The organism is Lysinibacillus sp. Ag94, assembly GCF_023242215.1.
Classification (GTDB): domain Bacteria; phylum Bacillota; class Bacilli; order Bacillales_A; family Planococcaceae; genus Lysinibacillus.
In genome coordinates this window covers 4,599,332-4,621,284 of the sequence record NZ_CP096780.1, presented here as the reverse complement: position 1 = coordinate 4,621,284, position 21,953 = coordinate 4,599,332, and the positions used below count along the sequence as shown (strand labels likewise).

Sequence of the window (21,953 nt, the reverse complement as noted above, 5' to 3'; positions counted from 1 at the left end):
AGCAAATATGTGCCCGTTGTTAGAATATTTAGTAGAGTGAAACGATATATGCATGATAAAATAACTGATAACTTTATTCAGTTGTAGGAAACTGTAATTGTATAAAGAAGAGAATGCATATAGTTTTAGAAAAAGTGAATAGTATTTGTAGGGGGAAAAAGGTTGAAGAAACAACTTTGGGTAATTTTGTCGCTAGCATCAGTAGCATTACTACTATCTGGTTGTACAGAATTTAATGAACCAATCTCCAAAGAAAGCACAGGCTTCTGGAATGAATTCATTGTTTGGCCTTTAGTGTCAGCGATTAAATATTTTGCTGATTTGCTCGGTTCATATGCATGGGGGATCATTGTTGTAACGATTATCATTCGTTTAGCAATTCTTCCATTGATGATTAAACAAACAAAGAGCTCTAAGAAAATGCAAGAAATTCAGCCAAAATTGAAGGAATTGCAAAAGAAGTATGCTTCTAAGGATGCACAAACACAGCAACAGTATCAAAAAGAGATGATGCAACTTATGAGTGAATCTGGTGTCAATCCACTTGCTGGATGTTTACCTGTATTCATTCAAATGCCAATTTTAATTGGTTTCTACCATGCGATTAGTCGTATGAATGCTACACCTGCTTTTGATTTAGGGAATTTCTTTATTTTCCCATTAGCAGAAACTGCACCGGCACTAGCAATTACGGCTGGTTTAATGCAATTTATCGTTTTACGTACGGGCCCAGCAATGGATAACCCTCAAATGAAAATAATGATGTATATTATGCCATTTATGATTATTGCTTTCGGTATGGCATTACCAGCAGCATTATCACTATACTGGGTAATCGGTAACATTATTTCGATTGCTCAAAACCTGTTTATTTACAAACCTTGGGAAAAAAATAAAACACAACCTGCTCAAAATGGAGGGGCTAAAAAGTGAAACAACATACGCAAATAGGCGCAACAACACAAGAAGCGATCTCATTGGCGTTACAGAAACTTGGCAAAACCCGTGAACAAGTAGATGTTGAAGTTTTACAAGAAGGTAAAAAAGGATTTTTAGGTTTTGGTGCACGATCTGCAGAAGTTCGTGTAACAGTAAAGGAAGTACAGGTTCGATCCACAATTGAAGTAGAAGAAGCTGAACAGCAAAATACGACTCAATTTGTCGAACCCACAGTAATAGATGATGTTGAAACAATAAGTTCACAAGTTTCTGAACAACCAAGTGATATCGAAACTGTTCAACAAATCGTAGAGGAACAAAAAGAGGAAGAAGAAACCTCGATAAACCCAATTGAAGATGCAAAGACTTATTTAATAAATATTGCTGAACAATTGGGTATTCATGATCTTGAGATTGAAACGACACGTGAAGGAAAATATGTATTATTTCAACTGAAAAGCGAGAAAGCTGCACTGCTTATAGGGAAACGTGGTCAAACATTAAATTCCCTACAGCAATTAACACATCTTGTGTTAAATAAAAGTGCCAAGCAGTTCTTAATGGTGAAATTAGACGTAGAAAACTACCGTGAACGTCGTCAAGAAGCTTTGGAATTACTAGCAGATCGTATGGCGGATAAAGCACTTCGCTTAAATCAGCGTGTGACATTTGAGCCAATGCAGTCGTACGAGAGAAAAATTATTCATAATCAATTGGCAAATCGCCTTGATATTGAAACATATTCAGAAGGCACGGAGCCTAATCGATATTTAGTCATTGAACCTGTAAAGAACGGCTAAACTTCGTAAAAAACATACAGACAAAAATAAAAAGTCATTTTATCGTCATGATAAAATGACTTTTTTATGTTGTTGAAAACTATTATGTCAGTAAATTATGGTGTGCTATTAAATAAAGTAGGCTCTTTGGCAAAAGGAGGGGGTGATTTCCGTTCCGACTGGGCGCTTTCCTGGGGGCGCCCGATGAGCCGCTTCGCTTCGCTGCAGGGTCTCATCTGTGACGCTGATCCCCGAGGAGTCGCCCAGTCTCCACTCCAATCAACCACTTCGCATAGTATATATCTACTAACGGATAGCTCTAATCTATAGTAATAAAGCGAACTTATAACAGATATTTTTGCAAAAGCGTAGCCTTTGTCGAAATACGTGCTATAATGTAGAGCTTTCTGATTATCCACAATTGGAAATTATCCTTACTTTAGATTTTGCAGAAAATATGTTAGTCTAAGGTGTTAGTAAGTATTGGTCGGTTTTATTTATCCACATGTGGATAACGTTAAGGAGGTCATTAAATGGAGTTCGATACAATTGCTGCGATATCCACACCTATGGGTGAAGGAGCTATTGCGATTGTTCGTTTAAGTGGGGACGAAGCAGTCGCGATTGCAGATAAAATATTCAGATCGCCTGGTGGTAAAAGTTTAACAACGAAGGCTTCACATACAATTCATTATGGACATTTGGTTGATCCAAAAACAAATGAGGTTGTAGAGGAAGTAATGCTGTCATTAATGCGTGGCCCTAAAACATTCACTCGTGAGGATGTAATAGAAATTAACTGTCACGGGGGACTAGTTTCGGTGAACCGTGTATTAAAGCTAGCATTAACAAATGGTGCAAGACTCGCAGAGCCAGGTGAATTTACAAAACGCGCATTCTTAAATGGACGTATCGATTTATCACAGGCTGAGGCAGTGATGGATTTAATAAGAGCAAAAACTGATAGAGCGATGAATGTTGCTTTGGGACAAATGGATGGCAAATTATCGCGTTTAATTGGTGACTTACGCCAAGCATTACTAGAGACATTAGCACAAGTAGAGGTTAATATAGATTATCCAGAGTATGATGATGTAGAAGAGATGACGGTACCAGTGTTAGTAGAAAAATGTACATGGGTACGCGATGAAATTATTAAACTTTTGCAAACATCTTCTCAAGGGAAAATATTACGAGAGGGTCTATCAACAGTTATTTTAGGCCGCCCAAACGTTGGGAAATCTTCTCTTTTGAATAGCTTAGTACAAGAGAATAAGGCTATTGTGACAGATATAGCAGGTACAACTCGTGATATTATAGAAGAGTACGTGAATGTACGTGGTGTTCCGCTTCGTTTAGTCGATACAGCTGGTATTCGAGAGACAGAGGATATCGTTGAACGAATTGGTGTTGAACGTTCACGTGAGGCGTTGCGTGGCGCAGATTTAATTTTATTTGTTTTAAACTACGCAGAGGAATTAACTGCCGAGGATGAACGTCTATTCGAAACAATTCAAGCGATGGATTACATCGTTATTGTCAATAAAACAGATCTACCGCAAAAAATAGATATAGCTCGTGTTAAGGAGCTAGCAGGCAATCATCGCGTTGTGACGACTTCTCTTTTACAGGAAGAGGGCATCGCAGAGCTAGAGGAAGCAATTGCCGCGCTATTCTTTGAAGGGCAAATTGAAGCGGGCGATTTAACATATGTTTCAAATGCAAGACATATAGCATTACTTCATCAAGCACAAGCAACGGTCGAGGATGCATTAGCTGGAGCGCAAGCTGGTGTACCTGTTGATATGGTGCAAATAGATGTTACTAGAACTTGGGAAATACTTGGGGAAATTATCGGCGACACAGTACAAGAAAGCCTAATCAATCAGTTATTTTCACAGTTCTGCTTAGGAAAATAATTTTACTAAAGAAAGGAAGATACGAGCTATGCCAACAAATTATGAGGCAGGCACGTTTGATGTTATCGTAATTGGCGCAGGTCACGCAGGTTCTGAAGCTGCACATGCTGCTGCCAAAATGGGTGCTAACACACTGATGTTAACAATCAATGTAGATATGATTGCATTTATGCCATGCAATCCTTCCATTGGTGGTCCTGCCAAAGGAATCGTAGTACGAGAAATTGACGCATTAGGTGGCGTCATGGGGAAAGTTATTGATAAAACGCATATTCAAATGCGGATGTTAAATACAGGGAAAGGCCCTGCTGTGCGTGCATTACGTGCACAAGCGGACAAAGTTTTATATCAACAAGAAATGAAACGTGTGTTGGAGGAAACTGAAAATTTAACAATTCACCAAGGAATGGTGGAAGAGCTAATAATCGAAAACGGGGAAGTAAAAGGTGTTATTACACAAATTGGTGCTATTTACCGCGCTAAAACAGTAGTTATTACAACAGGTACATTCCTTCGTGGTGAAATCATTATTGGTGACGTAAAATATTCAAGTGGTCCTAATAACCAACAACCGTCAATTCGTTTAGCTGATAACTTAAAGGAGCTTGGTTTTGACCTTGTGCGTTTTAAAACAGGTACACCACCACGAGTGAATAGCCGAACAATTGATTATGATAAAACAGAGATTCAACCAGGAGATGATGTTCCACGTGCATTCAGCTTTGAAACAACTGAATTCATCATGGATCAGCTACCTTGCTGGTTAACGTATACAAGCCTAGAAACACATGAAATTATCGAGGAGAACTTACATCTTTCACCGATGTATTCAGGGATGATTAAAGGTACGGGTCCACGTTATTGCCCTTCTATTGAAGACAAGGTTGTGCGATTTAACGATAAACCACGCCACCAAATCTTCCTAGAGCCAGAAGGTCGCAATACACGTGAAGTATATGTACAAGGTTTATCAACTAGCTTACCAGAGCATGTGCAAACACGTTTACTAAAATCAATTCCAGGCTTAGAAAAAGCAGAAATGATGCGTGCTGGCTATGCTATAGAGTACGATGCAATTGTGCCAACACAATTGTGGCCAACTTTAGAAACAAAACGTATTAAAGGTTTATATACAGCTGGTCAAATTAATGGAACATCAGGTTACGAGGAAGCGGCTGCTCAAGGCTTAATGGCTGGGATCAATGCTGCTGCTAATGTGCTTGGTAAACAAGAATTAATTTTAAGCCGCTCAGATGCTTATATTGGCGTATTAATTGATGATTTAGTAACGAAAGGAACAAATGAACCGTATCGCTTATTAACATCTCGTGCCGAATATCGTTTACTACTTCGTCATGATAACGCTGATTTACGTTTGATAGAGCTAGGTTATAATATAGGAATGATTACTGAAGGAAGATATGCAGCATTCAATGAGAAAAAAGAGCTGATTGAAAACGAAATTGCACGTCTCCGTGAAGTGATTATTAAACCAAATGAAGCAACACAAGCTACTATTCGCTCTGTAGGTGGTAGTGAGCTAAAAGATGGTATCCGTGGAGCGGATTTATTAAAACGTACAGAAATGCATTATGAGTTAATTTCTTCGTTAATTCCAGCAGACATAGAGTTTTCGGATGAAGTGAAGGAACAAATTGAAATTCAGCTTAAGTATGAAGGTTATATTGAAAAAGCATTGCAACAAGTTGAGAAGCTTCATAAAATGGAAAATAAAAAAATCCCTGAAAATATTGATTATGACGCTATTTCAGGTTTAGCAACAGAAGCTAGGCAAAAATTAAAACAAGTTACACCACTTTCCATTGCCCAAGCATCGCGAATCTCTGGTGTAAACCCAGCAGATATTTCAATATTACTTGTTTATATTGAGCAAGGTAAAATTGCACGTGTCAGCGGCGAATAATTAACAACAGTAAAGTGAATAAGAGGCGGGCATACCTTTGTGCCCGCTTCCTATTTTTAAGGCTAGTCTTATTTTTATATAGTTGATTGGTAAATGTGAACGAGTACATGCTTACAAATCAAAAATAGGGATAGTAAAGCCAGTTAGAAAAAGGAGACTTTACATGAACGAACAACAATTTATCGAGGCTCTGAAGGAAAAGGGCATTGAACTTTCTGAAAAGCAGATTGCTCAATTCAAAAAATACTTTGAGTTACTTGTTGAGTGGAATGAAAAGATGAACTTAACTGCTATTACAGATTTAGAAGGAGTTTATTTAAAGCACTTTTATGATTCGATTAGTGCCTCTTTTTATTTTGATTTTTCAAAAGTGACGACAGTTTGTGATGTTGGAGCAGGTGCTGGTTTCCCAAGTATTCCGATTAAAATCTGCTTCCCACATTTACATGTAACAATTGTCGATTCTTTAAATAAAAGAATTACATTTTTAAATCATTTAAGTGATGAGTTACAATTAGATAATATGAATTTCGTACATGCCCGTGCAGAGGAATTTGCACAAAATGCGAAATATCGTGAGCAGTTCGATGTTGTAACAGCTCGTGCGGTAGCCCGATTATCGGTCTTATCGGAGTTATGTGTACCACTAGCGAAGCAAGGTGGCTATTTTGTTGCTTTAAAAGCGGCAGCTGGTGCGGAAGAATTAAAAGATGCAAAAAAAGCATTGGCCACATTAGGGGTTGCGCTAAAAGAAGAATTTTCTTTCCTACTACCTGTTGAAGAAAGTGACCGCATGTTATATATCTTTGATAAAATAAAAGGAACACCGAAAAAATATCCGCGAAAACCAGGTGTACCAAATAAAACACCAATTCAATAATTAGTGTTTCATGTGAAACTTCTCAAAGTAGAAAATATTTTTTCTATTTTGAGCATACATACTAGTTATGGATGGTTAAAGCAAATGACATCTACGAACTATATACATTTTAAGAAATATAATAAATAATAATAGAATGAAACAGAGCAAGATAGTTACTTAAAGGTGGTGCCACTTGGATGAAAAGTCCTTTTTCACGTTTTTTTGGAGGCGGTAATAAAACTGAGCCTATTGTGAAAAATGAAGTAGAACAAGCAGAGACGGTTCATGCAGCAGAAGAAGTTATAAAGCTGCCTATTGATCAAATTGTACCTAACCGTTTTCAGCCACGTACTATTTTTGATGATGAAAAAATTGAAGAATTATCAAGAACCATTCATACGCATGGTGTAATTCAGCCAATTGTTGTACGTAAGACAGCGGAAAATCAATATGAAATCATTGCTGGTGAGCGTCGCTATCGAGCAATGAAAAAGCTACAATGGACAGAAGTTCCGGCAATTATAAGAAATTTAACTGATAAGGAAACAGCCTCTATCGCGTTAATAGAGAACCTACAGCGTGAGGAATTAACAGCAATTGAAGAAGCTGTTGCCTATCAAAAATTATTAGAGCTTCATGAGCTGACACAAGAAGCTCTGGCCCAACGACTTGGAAAAGGACAATCCACGGTAGCCAATAAATTACGTTTACTAAAGCTTCCTGAAGAAGTGCAGCAAGCTATTATGAAGCGTGAAATCTCTGAACGACATGCACGTGCATTAATTGCAATTAAAGATCGGTCATTACAGCTAGAAGTTTTACAACAAACGATTGAAAATGATTGGAATGTTCGCCAATTAGAAGAACAGATTTATGCTTTACTACATCCGGAGGCAGTAGCTCAAGAAGAAGCGGAGCCAAAGAAAGTAAAGCCGAAACGTAAGGCCATTAGTAAAGACGTACGCATTGCTTTAAATACGATTAAACAATCGTTATCTATGGTAACAAAGAGCGGTATAACAGTTAAGACTGAAGAAGAAGACACAGAGGAATATTATCAAATTACAGTGAAAATACCTAAAAAGAAAAAGTCTTAAGTAGTGATTAAAGTTATATTGGAAAAATAAAGAAATGGCTTTTAAAGCATCATCAAAGTTGCGGATGATATTTCTATAAGTGATTGGAGTGGAGGATAAACGCCACCAAGAAAGTGTCCAATTGGAACGAAAATCAACCCCGCGATATAATGATGAGCTACTTTTATAGTTCTGTACGGAGGAGGCATCTCAGTAATAATTCTGGGAGATGTCTCCTTTTTTGCATATATTCTTAATATTTTATACAACTATTTTCTGTTTTTTTGATAGAATGAAAGTAAGATAGAGGTTTTAACTTCTTTCAGCAGAAGTCTCTCACCTCTATAAGCGGTAAGATAAAGCGGGTTTAAGTTACTTTTCAGCGGGTGCCTAAACATCCGCTGAAAGAAGTTAAAGTCTCCGGCGGATGTCACGGATTCGGAAAGGAGTGCTTTGTGCAAGCACAAAGCCGAATCCGGACACAATTATGCCGAGGCATAATTGATCAGTGATTTTACAAATGATTTATCAAAGTGAACCTTTGATAAATGAAAGCAGGTGCTTTTAAATGGGTAGAATTATAGCAATCGCCAATCAAAAGGGTGGCGTAGGAAAAACAACGACATCGGTCAATTTGAGCGCTTGTCTAGCACACTTAGGGAAGAAAGTGCTCTTAATCGATACTGATCCACAAGGCAATACAACAAGTGGACTTGGTGTAAATAAAGGAGAAATTCAAGGCTGTATTTATGATGTATTAATTGATGATGAAAACGTTGAAAATGTCATTCAACAAACAAATGTCGAAAACTTAGCAATCGTTCCAGCAACCATTTCACTAGCAGGAGCAGAAATTGAATTAGTATCGACAATTTCCAGAGAAGTACGTTTAAAGCACGCACTTCAAGATGTTAAAGAAGACTATGATTATATTATTATTGATTGTCCGCCTTCGTTAGGGCTACTAACAATTAATGCTTTAACTGCTTCGGATGCGCTTATTATTCCCGTACAATGCGAATATTACGCATTAGAGGGGTTAAGTCAGTTGTTATCAACTGTTCGTTTAGTGCAAAAACATTTAAATCAGCAATTATACATTGATGGTGTATTGTTAACGATGCTTGATGCACGAACAAACCTAGGCTTACAAGTAATTGATGAAGTGAAAAAGTATTTCCAAGATAAAGTATACAAAACAATTATTCCTCGTAATGTGCGATTAAGTGAGGCTCCAAGTCATGGGCAGCCGATTATCATTTATGATGCAAAATCAAGAGGTGCAGAAGTGTATTTAGAGATGGCGAGGGAAGTGATTAAAAATGGCTAAAGGTCTAGGAAGAGGCATAGGTGCATTATTTCCTGGAGAGTCTATAGAACAAAGTGGGCAAGTGGAAGAAATACAATTAGAGCTTATTATCGCAAACCCATTTCAGCCCCGTAAAATTTTTGATGAAGAAACTTTACAAGAATTAGCTGACTCTATACAGGAACATGGTATTTTACAGCCAATTGCTGTACGTAAAAAAGGACGTAAATATGAAATCGTTGCCGGAGAACGCCGATATAGAGCGACTCAATTAGCAGGTTTAGAGGTTATTCCAGCTATTATAAAAGAGCTATCAGATGCGCAAATGATGGAACTAGCTATTTTAGAAAATCTACAGCGTGAAGATTTGACAGTTATTGAAGAGGCTGAGGCCTATCAAAGCTTAATGGAAAGCTTACATTTAACGCAAGAGGAGCTATCCAAAAGATTAGGGAAAAGTAGACCGCATATTGCCAATCATGTTCGTTTACTTGCATTACCAGAGGATGTTCGTGAGTTTATGAATGATGGAACATTATCGATGGGGCAAGGACGAGCATTACTTGGATTGAAAAATAAAAGAAGAATATCTGAAGTGGCAAATAAGGTCATCAAACAAGGTTTAAACGTACGGCAAGTTGAAATGTTAGTACACAATTTGAATGAAGAAGTTTCACGTGAAACAACTCAACAAAAGAAAAAAGATATATTCGTGGCAGCAAAGGAATCACAGTTACGTGATTACTTTGGAACAAATGTACAAATTAGAAAATCTAATAATAAAGGGAAAATTGAAATTGAATTTTACTCTGAAGATGATTTAGAACGTATTTTAGAAATATTAAATTTACAGGAAGAAGAATAAGAGATATATCAATAACGTGATCAGAGCGCCGAACTACAAGGCGCTCTCTATTTTTCTAGAGAGAAGGAAGGTTGGGACGTGGTATTACTAGGGGCATTAATTAACGCTTTGCTTATTATGATAGGTGCAATAGTAGGACGTATTTTTAAAAATATTCCTGAATCGATGAAATCTACTGTATTATCGATTATTGGATTAGCAGTTGCACTTTTAGGGATTAAAATGGGCTTTGAAAGTGAGAATTTTATTATTTTAATGATTAGTTTAGTGGTAGGTACAGTAATTGGTGAGTGGTTAGATTTAGATAAGCAAATGAATAGACTTGGGAAATGGGTAGAATCTTTATTTAGTAAAAATCGAACTGATAATAATCAAATTGGCATAGCAGAAGGTTTTGTAACGGCATCTTTAATATTTGTAGTTGGCTCTATGGGCGTCATTGGTGCACTCGATAGTGGTCTGCGTAACGATCATAATATACTTATTACGAAAGGATTAATCGATGGATTTATATCGATAATCTTAACATCTACATTAGGTATTGGCGTGCTATTATCTGCAGTACCTGTATTCGTTTATCAAGGATTAATTGCACTTTTTGCAGGTGTTATTAGCTCTTTTATACCAGATGCTGCACTACAAATGTTTATTCAAGAAATGACTGCTGTAGGTGGTGTTATGATTTTTGCCATTGGTTTAAATATAGCAGGCTTAACTAAGATCAAGGCTGCTAACTTGTTGCCAGGTCTCATCATTGTTGGTATTGTGGTTGCTATCTTCTATATTTTTTAGTGAGTAACGATGTGTAGCGAGCAATAGAGCTCTTGAAAGTTTTTCCGCCATTGCATAAGAAATATGAAGTCTTGTATTTTGTAAAACAAGCATTTCCATAAAGCCTCCAACATTGACTATTCCTTTAATGGAAATATCGCCGATAGGAGGTAATTGTTTTTTGACAGCTTTCCCCGGAAAAATAGGTCCATTCTGTACAGAAATATGTCCAACGTTTTGTTCACTTCCAAGACATGCATCAATCGCAATAATGAATGGTTTTATAGTATGATTGTGTAGCTGTTGCATAGTAGTGTCTAAATTAAGAGCATGCAAAGGATTGTCTAAAGAGCCTACAATTTCATATGGAAAACTAACAGACTTTTTTAGAAAGCTACCTGTTAATGGTCCAAGTGTATCACCTGTACAACGGTCACTTCCAATACAACAGAAAATAAGGCGTTCATGATGAAAGGGTATATGTTCTAAAAATAATGTACTCAACTGCCAAACGATATTTTTACTTTCATGATGAAGAGAATAAGGAAGTAATAATTTTGGTATAGTATTCATAAAAAAACTCACTTTCCTTTTTATTTGTAAGAAGTGCTCGATTTTTATGCAGTATACGCAAATTTTTAGCAAGTTATTCAAGAGGTGGTAATAATGGATTGGTTTAGTGAAAAGCTATATAAGAACTTTTGGGATAAGCTGATGTCAGAGAAGCTTTGGGAAACTATAATAACGGCTTCAATTAAGATAACGGTTATTTTATTAGCGTCGTGGCTAGCTGTACGATTAGGTAAAAAATTTATTAAAAAAGTGTTTTTAATGCGTATGAGTTCACCATTAAATCACTCAGAACGTCGACAAACAACAATTTCAAGATTATTACAAAGTGTCATTTCCTATGCCGTTTATTTTTCGGCAATCGTAGCTATTCTCTCGATCTTAGAGATTAAGATAGCGGGATTATTAGCTGGAGCAGGGATTGTCGGCTTAGCAATTGGTTTTGGTGCGCAAAGTTTAGTGAAAGATGTCATTACTGGATTCTTTATTATTTTTGAAGACCAATTTGGTGTTGGCGATTATATAAAAATAAATGCTGCTGAAGGAACTGTTGTAGAAATCGGTTTACGTACAACAAAGATTAATGGTTCTACAGGAGAGCAGTTTATTATTCCGAACGGTTCGATAGGTGAGGTTGTCAATTACTCTGTTAACAACTCTAAAATTTATATAGATTTACAAATGACGACCGATGCCAATTTCGAAAAAGCTGAATCTATTATTAAAAAGTATTTAAATACTTTACCTGACCTTCATAAGGAACTTGTAGCAGTACCTGTCTTTTTAGGTGTACAAAATGTTAAGGGGACAGAGGTAACGATTCGTATAGCCGCAGAAACATTACCACAGCAACAACATGGAGTGGCTCGTACGATTCGCCGTGATGTTACAAAACTCTTTGAAGAAAATAATATACCAATGGCTCAACCAAAAATGATGTTCTATGGTGTTAATGAAGAGGGGAGAAGTGAGTAATATGGAAGCAAAGAAATTTGGTTTAAACGATATTGTTGAAATGAAAAAGCAGCACCCATGCGGTACAAATGAATGGAAAATTATTCGGATGGGGGCGGATGTACGCATTAAATGTGAAGGCTGTCAGCATAGTGTCATGATTCCGCGCCGTGAATTTGAGAAAAAAATGAAAAAGGTTATCATTTCGGCTAGCGAGGACTAGTTTTTATCTTCAATCAGTAGGTGTTCTGAACCCACTAATTGAAGATAAAGCCTCCGGCGGATGCCATGGGTTTTGAAAGGAATAAATTGTACGGGTACAATTCAAATTCCGGACGCAATTATGCCAACCCGAAATGGATGTGTATTAGACTTTTTAGAAGTGAATCAATATAATAGATAGGGTTATACAGTGATGAATCAGTGAGGATTTCTGTAACCTCACAGTATCCGTTATTAAGAGCAAATTTGAACAGATCATAGAAAGGTTGTGTCCATACATGGCATTAACAGCTGGAATCGTTGGTTTACCTAACGTTGGAAAATCAACATTATTTAACGCAATTACAAAGGCGGGCGCATTGGCTGCAAACTATCCATTCGCAACAATCGATCCGAACGTCGGTATTGTTGAAGTACCAGATGCACGTTTAGATAAATTAACAGAATTAGTAACACCTAAAAAAACAGTCCCAACAGCATTTGAGTTTACAGATATTGCTGGGATCGTAAAAGGCGCTTCAAAGGGTGAAGGATTAGGGAACAAATTCCTTGCTCATATTCGTGAAGTAGATGCAATTTGCCAAGTTGTACGTTGTTTTGTTGATGAAAATATTACGCACGTATCAGGTGGAGTAGATCCGATTGACGATATTGAAGTCATTAATTTAGAGCTTGCACTTGCTGATTTAGAATCTGTTGATAAGCGATTACAACGTGTTAGCAAAATGGCGAAGCAAAAAGACAAAGAAGCCATGATCGAAGAACCAATTCTTGTGAAAGTTAAAGAACAATTAGAAAACGGTCGACCAGCTCGCGCTGCAGAGCTTTCAGAAGATGAGCTAAAGGTTATTAAAGGACTTCATCTGTTAACAATTAAACCTATGCTTTATGTGGCAAACGTTGCAGAAGATGAAGTAGCTGATGCAGATAATAACGAATATGTACAAAAGGTACGTGAGTATGCAGCTGAAGAAGGAGCTCAAGTTATCACAATTTGTGCAAAAATTGAGGAAGAAATTTCTGAGCTTGATGATGAAGAAAAATCAATGTTCTTAGAAGAACTAGGCATTAAAGAATCTGGTTTAGACCAGTTAATCCGTACTTCATATGATTTACTAGGGCTAGCAACTTATTTCACTGCAGGGGTACAAGAGGTACGTGCATGGACGTTCCGTAAAGGTATGAAGGCACCACAATGTGCAGGAATCATTCATACAGACTTTGAACGTGGATTTATTCGTGCAGAAACAGTTGCTTTCGAAGATTTAGTAGAAGCTGGTTCTCAACCCGCTGCTAAAGAAGCTGGGAAAGTACGTCTTGAAGGTAAAGAGTATGTTGTACAAGACGGCGATATTATGTTATTCCGTTTCAATGTATAAAAAACAAACAGTGGGCAATCTTTCGAAAGATTGTCTTTTTTTGTATATAATTTTATCTGAATTTTCAATTAGGAGGGTAGTATGAACATATTACAAATAAAAGATCGTGGTTTAGAAATAGAGGAGTTAGGTAAATTACCAGAAGACATATTAGAGCTTATTTATGAGCATCAATTGTTTAAGCTATTTACCGCAAAGGAATTAGGCGGTAAAGATTTAGATCTACTAGAGGGCATTAAAGTATTTCAGCAGATGTCTGCACTTGATGGTAACTTTGGCTGGCTTGTCACAATAGGAACAGGGGGTAACGTGTTTATTCCAACATTGAACAAAGAGGTTGTTGAAAAAATGTTTTCACCAAGAAATGCAGTCATAGCAGGCAGTGGCTATCCTACTGGCGTAGCAGAAAAAATCGATGGGGGCTATCGTATTTCTGGTCAATGGAAGTATTGTAGTGGCTCAAATTATGCTACAACTTTTACGATGAATTGTGTTGTCGAGGATGAAGGAAATAGAATAGATGAAATAATTAGTTGCTCAGTAAATCATGATCAAGTAGAGATTCTTAATGATTGGCGAGCAATGGGCTTAAAAGCGACAGCTAGTCATACGATCCGTGTGCAAAATGTTTGGGTACCACAAGAGGAAACATTCCAATTGGGTATAATTAAAAACAATTATGGAAGTACGGTACATAGTTTTCCGTTTGGAGCATTTGCAGAAGCCTCATTTCTAAGTGTTTGTCTTGGGATAACAGAAAATTTCTTAGAAGAGTCGTCTATTTTAGTAAAGCAAAGAAAGCATGATCCAAGCCGTACCGATCGTATGGGTGCAATACAATTTTTATTGATGCAGCAACAGAAGAACTTTAGACAGCTTGAAGAGCGATATTATTTACTGTTGAACGAATACTGGCAAAAACATAAAGAAGGTCATAAGTTTACTGAAGAGCAACTCCAACAATTTTCACGAATAAGTAAAGATACTGCAGCGGCTTGTGTAGACATTGCCAATTGCTTAATACGTAGACTTGGCATGGATGCAATTACGGAGACATCTTCCATTAATCGTATTTGGAGAAATTTATATACAGCAGCACAGCATAGTTTTTTAACGCCATAAATACAAATAGAACCTGCTTGGGGACAAGCAGATTCTATTTGTAACGTGACTGTAAGCAAAGTTATTTCTTTTCCTCGGGCAAATATACATAAAGCTTAGGTAAATGAGGATCATCTTGTATGAACGCATTTCTTGGGTATTTACGTAATGCTGTATACATGGAAAAATCACCAACTGCTCCAGCGATTAAAAAAGCACCTACTAATACTAAAACAGTACTGTTAAAGTAGAAACCAGCAATTGTCGGGAGAACGCCAGTTGTCCAAAATGGAAGTAATAAAGCTTTTTTCATTGCATGATTCGGTAACGGTTGTTCAGTTGTTGCGTACGCTATGCCAAGCTCTAAATTCAGGCCATATTTTAACGATTTAAAGGGTACGCCTCCAAAGACCATAAAGCCAATTAAATGAAAGGCTTCATGTAAGACAATGAAAATAATATACAGAATAACAAAAAGGATAGATCCAAGTATCATATTCCAAAATGAAAAATCAAAATCTTTAAAGCAAATAGCTTGAATAGCTACAAATAATATGACGAGACCACTTGTGACAACAATATTATCCATCATTAGTTTTTTTATATCCAACTCTATTACAATAGGTTCTTTATCTGGTAGCATGAAGATCCTCCTCTCATTCATGAATTAAGTTCATTATATAGAAAGAATTGTTTGGTTGCGACTTGAAAGACATGTATCTATATGTTACAATTCATTGATGTGAGTAATAATTATTACTTGCTCCTTGCTCCCTGTATACAGGAGAGCCTAAGTCCATAAGGAGGTGTAAACAGATGAGAAAATACGAATTAATGTACATCGTACGTCCGAACATTGAAGACGAAGCGAAGAAAGCTTTAGTTGAACGTTTCAACGAAATCTTAACTTCTAACGGTGCAGAAGTCATCGAATCAAAAGAGTGGGGCAAACGCCGCTTAGCTTATGAAATTCAAGACTTCCGCGAAGGTTTCTACCAAATCGTGAAAGTAAACGCTACTTCAGAAGCAATTAACGAATACACACGTCTTGCTAACATTAGCGAAGATATCATTCGTCACATTGCGGTTCGCCAAGAAGCATAATCATTTAACAAAATGCTGAAAAGGAGGTTGCATTTCTGATGATAAACCGTGTCGTATTAGTTGGAAGACTAACAAAAGATCCTGAGCTACGCTATACGCCTAATGGTGTTGCGTCTACAAGATTTACAGTTGCTGTGAATCGAACATTCTCAAACCAACAAGGTGAACGCGAAGCTGATTTCATTAGCTGTGTTGCTTGGCGCAAACAGGCTGAAAACTTAGCGAACTTCATGCGAAAAGGAAGTTTGATTGGAGTAGAAGGTCGCATTCAAACAGGCAGCTATGAAGGACAAGATGGTAAACGAGTATACACAACAGATGTAGTGGCTGATAGCGTACAGTTTTTAGAGCCTCGTAATACTAGCGGTGCTCCTGCTCCTCAATATGGTGGGCAGAATACTTACGGTAATAATCAACCGTCATATGGCGGTGGACAACCACAGCAACAGTTTGGTGGTGCTATGCCAGGGCAGGGTTCATTTGGCGGCGATGCTTATCAGCAAAATCAACCACCTATGAATCAGCCGAATTATACACGTGTAGATGAGGATCCATTTGCTAATAGCAAAGGACCGATAGAAGTATCTGAGGATGACTTACCGTTCTAATACTTCTAAAATAAAAAATGATAAGGAGGAGACATACTATGGCACCACGTCGCGGAGGCCGCAAACGCCGTAAAGTTTGCTACTTCACTGCTAATAACATTACGCATATCGACTATAAAGATGTGGATTTACTTAAAAAATTCATCTCTGAGCGCGGTAAAATTTTACCACGTCGCGTAACTGGCACTAGCGCTAAGTACCAACGTAAATTAACTTCAGCTATCAAAGTTTCTCGTATCATGGGATTACTTCCATTCGTAGCAGAAGACAAATAAGATAATAAAGGCACAACGAGGTTTAATTAACTTTAGTTGTGCTTTTTTATTTATAAAACTGGAGTTGCTGAGCTTGTCATCGCAATACTATAGTAATGATCTTTACCTCAGTAATTGCTCTATATATTACCATTTGCTATTATCATAAGAATTTATTACACTCTTAACAGACATGAATAAAGAAAAGATGAAATTTTAGAGATTGAGAAACAATCGACTAAGTAACATTTTTAAAAACAAACGGCTTATAATCATTTCGATTAAAGGCCTTTTTTCATGCAGTAGTAACGGTCGTATGCATCGTTGAAAAATTTCAACAATATATATAAAAACATAAATAATGAATTTGTTATGCCTTTTCGGTAAAAAATCTCCCTATATAGCTATGTATTTCACGCTTTAGTCATTGGTTCTACAAAATTAATGGCAAAGCATTCAGTTGTTCTTAGCGTTTTTTGTTCAATAACCTAAAAAAATGGTACAATAAAGGTCAGTAAGATTGACTGAAAAAAGGAAGGTTTTCAATGCCGAATAATCAAACAAAGGCGCTTTTACATGGCTCAATGATGGTCGCAATCTTTACGCTTCTTATGCTTATTTCTGCATATGTACCATTCATTCGTATAGTAAGTCTAATATTTGCCCCATTACCGATTGCTTGGTATAGCGCAAATTATAAGCGTTCATCATCAGTATTTGTAGCAGTAGTAGGCTGTATTTTAACCACTCTAACAACTGGCTTAATTATGTTACCATTTGCCTTTGTATTGGCATTACTTGGTGTCGTAATAGGAAATGCAATTAATCAAAAGAAGAGCAAACTTTACCTATTCATGTCATCTGGGGTTGCTGTTCTTCTGTCAATGACAATTGTCTATGTAGCCTATGTTCAATTTACTGGTATCAATATGATTAACATAAGCATGGAGTTGTTCCGTGAAAGTTATGAGCAATCAAATGAACTGACAAAAACTATGACAGGTCAAGAAGCGTTTCAGCCAGAGCTAATTGAGGCTCTGTTAAAAACAGTTGAACTGACAATACCTGCAATAGTAACACTCTCTGCATTTATGACAGCATTTATTGTCATGACATTCAATTTACCTGTATTAAAACGTCTTGGTTTAGACGTACCGAAATTTCCACCGTTCCAACATATGCGTCTACCACGATCTATTTTATGGTATTACATGATTGTTTTATGCATTAACTTATTTATGCGTCCAGAAGCTGGATCTACATTAGATATTATTGTTTTAAATGTTTCTTATGTTTTATGGATGTTATTAATCCTGCAGGGGATTTCCTTTATACATTATCTTATTTCTAAAAAGGGAATGCCGAATGCTGTAAAATGGATAGCTACTTTGTTAGCCTTACCACTATCATCCTTTATGATATTGCTAGGCATCGTAGATTTAGGTTTCGACGTACGTTCACTTGTGAAGGGAAAAACTAAAGAATAAGGGGCTGATGTAATGGGGACTTTTAGAAAACGACCAATCCGCTATCCGCTTTTTGTTCTTTCCATTTTTGGCATTGTGACGTTCGTGCTTCTATGTATTTGGAATATCGGGATAGGTGTCGGTTATGGAATAGGTTTTGTACTATTAATGGTCTATACGTGGAAGGTAGAAAAGATTACCTTTGATGAAACAGAAAGGCATATTGAATCCATTTCTTTCCGCATGAAAAAAGTAGGGGAAGAGGCATTGCTTGAAATGCCAATTGGGATTTTACTTGTCAATGATCAATATGAAATAGAATGGTCGAATCCATATATGCAAGGCGTTTTAAATATGGAGAATTTAGTAGGTGAAGGAATCGTTAATATATCTGACGACATCTACGTGCTAATGAAAAGCGAAGAGACAAACGAAGATACGATTACGCTCCATGATCGTAAATATCGAGTTTATTATAAAAAAGAAGAGAATTTACTCTATTTCTTTGACATAACGGAGCAGATAGCTATTGAAAAACAATACTATGCAGATCGTACAGTTATCGCCATTTTATTTGTTGATAATTATGACGAAATTACGCAAGCAATGGATGACCAGCCACGTAGTTTAACGAATACGATGGTGACATCAATTGTTAATGATTGGGCGGCTGAACAAGGGATATTTGTCAAACGAATATCATCCGATCGTTTTTTAGCTGTATTAAACGAATCCATTTTAATGGAGCTTGAGAAGAAAAAATTTGCCATTTTAGATACAATTCGAGAAAAAACAGCGCAAAAAAATATGTCATTAACATTAAGTATTGGTGTTGGCGCAGGATCATCTTCATTAGTAGAGCTTGGTGAACTAGCACAATCAAGTCTAGATCTTGTTTTAGGTCGTGGTGGTGATCAGGTTGCCATCAAGCAACCTACAGGAAAACTGAAATTCTATGGTGGGAAAACGAACCCTGTTGAGAAACGTACACGCGTTAGAGCACGTGTTATTTCCCATGCACTACGTGATTTAATTCAGGATAGTGACCAAGTATTTGTTATGGGACATAAAAACCCTGATATGGACTCTATTGGTGCCTCTGTTGGTGTACGTAAAATGGCACAGATGAATGATGTGAAGGGCTATGTAATCGTGAATTTCGAGGAATTAAACGGAAGTGTAACACGTTTAATGAATGAAATAGAGAGTAAATCGGATTTCTATGAAAATTTCCTAACGCCAGAGGAAGCTGCGGCAAGAATGACAGAAAAATCTTTGCTCGTTATAGTCGATACGCATAAACCAGATTTAGTCATCGATTCACAGCTATTGAAGCTGGCAGAAAAAGTTGTGGTGATTGATCACCATCGTCGCAGTGAGGATTTTATAGAAAATCCAACGCTTGTTTATATGGAGCCATATGCATCGTCCACAGCTGAGCTTATAACAGAGTTACTTGAGTACCAACCAAAACGTGCGAAGATTAATATGCTAGAGGCTACCGCATTGCTGGCAGGAATTATAGTCGATACGAAAAGTTTTACACTGCGCACAGGAGCCCGTACGTTTGAAGCGGCTTCTTATTTACGGACAAATGGTGCCGATACAGTGCTAGTACAGCGATTATTAAAAGAAGATGTCGATACGTATATTGAGCGTTCTAAAATAGTGCAAACGGTTAAGTTCGTGAAGCCGGGTATTGCTATTGCTGTAGGTGAGGAAGCGAAAGTGTATGATTCTGTACTAATTGCGCAAACAGCAGACATTTTACTAACAATGAAGGATGTTGGTGCTTCCTTTGTTATTGCACATCGTTCAGATGGCAAAATCGGCATAAGTGCAAGATCGCTTGGCGAAGTAAACGTGCAGCTTGTTATGGAAAAGTTAGGCGGCGGTGGGCATTTAACGAATGCAGCTTGCCAAGTCGAAGCAAATTCCATTGATGGAGTAAGAAAATATTTAGAAGAGGCCATAAATGAGGTACTCGAAGGGAGTTCTGAATCATGAAAGTAGTATTTTTAAAAGATGTTAAAGGAAAAGGGAAAAAAGGGGAAATAAAAAATGTAGCGGACGGCTATGCACAAAATTTCTTGATTAAAAATGGCTATGCTGCTGAAGCAAATGCACAAGCATTAAGTCAATTAGATGGTCAAAAGAAATTAGAAGCTAAAAACGCCGCTGCAGAATTAGCAGAAGCGAAAGCGTTACAAGAAAAATTAGAAGCTTTAACAGTAGAATTAAAAGCAAAATCAGGTGAAGGTGGTCGCCTATTTGGTTCAGTATCTACAAAGCAAATTGCTGATGCGCTTCAAAAAAAGCATGGTATAAAAATTGATAAACGTAAAATGACTTTAAGTGATGGAATTCGTGCGCTAGGCTTTACAAATGTACCTGTAAAACTACATCATGAAGTATCTGCAACATTAAAAGTTCATGTAACGGAAGAGTAAGGGGCGACGAACCATGAACGAACCGATGATGGACCGCGTCCCACCGCATAACCGGGAAGCGGAGCAATCGGTTATCGGTGCAATTTTCCTCGATCCCCAATCGTTAATCACGGCATCTGAAATTTTACTAGCAGATGATTTTTATCATAATGCACATAAGACAATTTTTGAAACGATGCTACGTTTAAGTGATCAAGGAAAAGCGATAGATGTTGTAACAGTTACGGAAGAATTATCAGCTAAAAAGGAAATTGAGGATGTTGGCGGGCTATCTTATTTACTAGAGCTCGCCAATGCTGTGCCTACAGCTGCTAACGTCGCACACTATGCGAAAATTGTCGAAGAAAAGGCACTATTACGTCGTTTAATTCGTGTAGCTACTAAAATAGTAGAAGATGGCTATACTCGTGAGGATGAGGTAGAGGCATTACTAGGTGAAGCAGAGAAGAAAATGATGGAGGTAGCCAATCGTAAAAATGCGGGAGACTTTAAGCATGTTAAAGACGTATTGGTGGAAACCTTTGATAATATCGAAAAGCTTCAATCACAAAAAGGTGATGTTACAGGTATCCCGACAGGCTTCCGTGATTTAGACAATATAACGGCTGGCTTCCAGCGTAACGATTTAATTATTGTAGCGGCACGTCCTTCTGTAGGGAAAACAGCCTTTGCATTGAATGTTGCGCAAAGTGTTGCCGTTCAAGCACGTGAAAACGTTGCGATCTTCTCGCTAGAGATGGGTGCTGAGCAGCTAGTTATGCGTATGCTTTGTGCGGAGGGAAATATAGATGCACAAGTTTTACGTACAGGTGCTTTAACAACGGAAGATTGGGGTAAACTAACTATGGCAATGGGAAGTTTATCGAATTCCGGAATTTTTATTGATGATACACCAGGTGTACGTATCAATGAAATTCGAGCAAAATGTCGACGTTTAGCACAGGAGCATGGCCTCGGTATGATTTTGATCGATTATTTACAGCTTATTCAAGGTAGTGGTAAGCCAGGTGAGAACCGTCAGCAAGAGGTATCTGAGATTTCACGTTCTTTAAAAGGTTTAGCGCGTGAGTTAAAGGTGCCGGTCATTGCATTATCACAGTTATCTCGTGGCGTTGAGCAACGTCAAGATAAGCGACCTATGATGAGTGACTTACGTGAATCGGGAAGTATTGAGCAAGATGCCGATATTGTTGCCTTCTTATATCGTGATGATTATTACGATAAAGAGTCCGAGAGTAAAAATATGATTGAAATTATTATTGCTAAACAGCGTAACGGTCCAACGGGTACAGTTACACTTGCTTTTAAAAAAGAATTCAATAAATTCATTAATGTGGATTGGTCGCAAATGCCACCACCACCTCCACGTGAGTAATATTTATCTTCATTCATAAGAAAAAT

Annotated in this window: 22 protein-coding genes; 20 read left to right on the top strand and 2 right to left on the bottom strand. The window is 37.4% G+C overall.

The genetic code is table 11. From position 1 onward, the window contains the following. Positions 1-162: 162 nt before the first annotated feature. From yidC to MY533_RS21970, 9 genes are all read left to right on the top strand, one after another. Positions 163-933, top strand: a complete 771-nt coding sequence (gene yidC, locus MY533_RS22010) for a membrane protein insertase YidC (protein ID WP_132362483.1) — start codon at positions 163-165, stop codon at positions 931-933. Continuing rightward, positions 930-1,739 carry an RNA-binding cell elongation regulator Jag/EloR gene (jag, locus tag MY533_RS22005; RefSeq protein WP_248717570.1) on the top strand — a complete coding sequence of 270 codons (810 nt, stop codon included), beginning with the start codon at positions 930-932 and terminating at the stop codon, positions 1,737-1,739. The genes yidC and jag overlap by 4 nt, the downstream gene beginning before the upstream one ends. A 512-nt stretch (positions 1,740-2,251) precedes the next feature. Continuing rightward, positions 2,252-3,637 carry a tRNA uridine-5-carboxymethylaminomethyl(34) synthesis GTPase MnmE gene (mnmE, locus tag MY533_RS22000; RefSeq protein ID WP_248717569.1) on the top strand — a complete coding sequence of 462 codons (1,386 nt, stop codon included), beginning with the start codon at positions 2,252-2,254 and terminating at the stop codon, positions 3,635-3,637. A gap of 28 nt (positions 3,638-3,665) precedes the next feature. Then, positions 3,666-5,561 carry a tRNA uridine-5-carboxymethylaminomethyl(34) synthesis enzyme MnmG gene (gene mnmG / locus MY533_RS21995; RefSeq protein WP_248717568.1) on the top strand — a complete coding sequence of 632 codons (1,896 nt, stop codon included), beginning with the start codon at positions 3,666-3,668 and terminating at the stop codon, positions 5,559-5,561. Positions 5,562-5,724: 163 nt separating this feature from the next. Further along, a complete protein-coding gene (gene rsmG, locus MY533_RS21990) occupies positions 5,725-6,441 on the top strand; it encodes a 16S rRNA (guanine(527)-N(7))-methyltransferase RsmG (RefSeq protein ID WP_132362491.1) in 717 nt (238 codons plus the stop codon). A gap of 179 nt (positions 6,442-6,620) precedes the next feature. Next, a complete protein-coding gene (gene noc / locus MY533_RS21985) occupies positions 6,621-7,520 on the top strand; it encodes a nucleoid occlusion protein (protein ID WP_248717567.1) in 900 nt (299 codons plus the stop codon). Between the two features lie 547 nt (positions 7,521-8,067). After that, positions 8,068-8,829: a ParA family protein gene (locus tag MY533_RS21980; RefSeq protein ID WP_248717566.1), complete on the top strand. Its 762-nt coding sequence runs from the start codon at positions 8,068-8,070 to the stop codon at positions 8,827-8,829. Further along, positions 8,822-9,673: a ParB/RepB/Spo0J family partition protein gene (locus MY533_RS21975; RefSeq protein ID WP_132362495.1), complete on the top strand. Its 852-nt coding sequence runs from the start codon at positions 8,822-8,824 to the stop codon at positions 9,671-9,673. Before MY533_RS21980 ends, MY533_RS21975 begins: the two co-directional genes overlap by 8 nt. A gap of 78 nt (positions 9,674-9,751) precedes the next feature. Continuing rightward, entirely contained in the window at positions 9,752-10,465 is a 714-nt protein-coding gene (locus tag MY533_RS21970) for a DUF554 domain-containing protein (protein ID WP_248717565.1), read from the top strand. Here MY533_RS21970 and yyaC read toward each other — a convergent pair. Then, positions 10,385-11,017: a spore protease YyaC gene (gene yyaC, locus MY533_RS21965; protein WP_248717564.1), complete on the bottom strand. Its 633-nt coding sequence runs from the start codon at positions 11,015-11,017 to the stop codon at positions 10,385-10,387. The genes MY533_RS21970 and yyaC overlap by 81 nt on opposite strands. Before the next feature lie 93 nt (positions 11,018-11,110). On the opposite strand from yyaC, the gene MY533_RS21960 reads away from it, so the two are divergent. The 4 genes from MY533_RS21960 to MY533_RS21945 all read left to right on the top strand — a co-directional run bounded on the left by MY533_RS21960 (position 11,111) and on the right by MY533_RS21945 (position 14,691). Continuing rightward, the gene (locus MY533_RS21960) at positions 11,111-11,989 is read left to right on the top strand and encodes a mechanosensitive ion channel family protein (RefSeq protein ID WP_248717563.1); all 879 of its coding nucleotides are present in this window, start codon (positions 11,111-11,113) and stop codon (positions 11,987-11,989) included. A 1-nt stretch (position 11,990) separates the two neighbouring features. Next, a complete protein-coding gene (locus tag MY533_RS21955; RefSeq protein WP_132362503.1) occupies positions 11,991-12,191 on the top strand; it encodes a DUF951 domain-containing protein in 201 nt (66 codons plus the stop codon). Between the two features lie 277 nt (positions 12,192-12,468). After that, positions 12,469-13,569, top strand: coding sequence for a redox-regulated ATPase YchF (gene ychF, locus MY533_RS21950; RefSeq protein ID WP_248717562.1), 1,101 nt, complete (start codon positions 12,469-12,471; stop codon positions 13,567-13,569). Positions 13,570-13,650: 81 nt separating this feature from the next. Beyond that, the gene (locus tag MY533_RS21945; protein ID WP_248717561.1) at positions 13,651-14,691 is read left to right on the top strand and encodes an acyl-CoA dehydrogenase family protein; all 1,041 of its coding nucleotides are present in this window, start codon (positions 13,651-13,653) and stop codon (positions 14,689-14,691) included. Positions 14,692-14,752: 61 nt separating this feature from the next. Here MY533_RS21945 and MY533_RS21940 read toward each other — a convergent pair whose 3' ends face one another. Beyond that, entirely contained in the window at positions 14,753-15,313 is a 561-nt protein-coding gene (locus tag MY533_RS21940) for a DUF3267 domain-containing protein (RefSeq protein WP_248717560.1), read from the bottom strand. Between the two features lie 173 nt (positions 15,314-15,486). Here MY533_RS21940 and rpsF point away from each other — a divergent pair, with 173 nt between their 5' ends. The 7 genes from rpsF to dnaB all read left to right on the top strand — a co-directional run bounded on the left by rpsF (position 15,487) and on the right by dnaB (position 21,927). After that, entirely contained in the window at positions 15,487-15,774 is a 288-nt protein-coding gene (gene rpsF / locus MY533_RS21935) for a 30S ribosomal protein S6 (RefSeq protein ID WP_053482932.1), read from the top strand. 38 nt (positions 15,775-15,812) lie between these two features. Continuing rightward, positions 15,813-16,382 (top strand): single-stranded DNA-binding protein, encoded by a 570-nt coding sequence (gene ssb / locus MY533_RS21930; protein ID WP_132362511.1) that lies wholly within the window; start codon positions 15,813-15,815, stop codon positions 16,380-16,382. A 38-nt stretch (positions 16,383-16,420) separates the two neighbouring features. Further along, a complete protein-coding gene (gene rpsR, locus MY533_RS21925; RefSeq protein ID WP_012296211.1) occupies positions 16,421-16,657 on the top strand; it encodes a 30S ribosomal protein S18 in 237 nt (78 codons plus the stop codon). Positions 16,658-17,181: 524 nt separating this feature from the next. Further along, the gene (locus MY533_RS21920; protein WP_248717559.1) at positions 17,182-18,123 is read left to right on the top strand and encodes a YybS family protein; all 942 of its coding nucleotides are present in this window, start codon (positions 17,182-17,184) and stop codon (positions 18,121-18,123) included. A 12-nt stretch (positions 18,124-18,135) separates the two neighbouring features. Beyond that, positions 18,136-20,109 (top strand): DHH family phosphoesterase, encoded by a 1,974-nt coding sequence (locus tag MY533_RS21915; protein ID WP_248717558.1) that lies wholly within the window; start codon positions 18,136-18,138, stop codon positions 20,107-20,109. Next, positions 20,106-20,552, top strand: a complete 447-nt coding sequence (gene rplI, locus MY533_RS21910; protein ID WP_248717557.1) for a 50S ribosomal protein L9 — start codon at positions 20,106-20,108, stop codon at positions 20,550-20,552. Before MY533_RS21915 ends, rplI begins: the two co-directional genes overlap by 4 nt. Before the next feature lie 13 nt (positions 20,553-20,565). Next, a complete protein-coding gene (dnaB, locus tag MY533_RS21905; protein ID WP_132362519.1) occupies positions 20,566-21,927 on the top strand; it encodes a replicative DNA helicase in 1,362 nt (453 codons plus the stop codon). Positions 21,928-21,953: the final 26 nt, after the last annotated feature.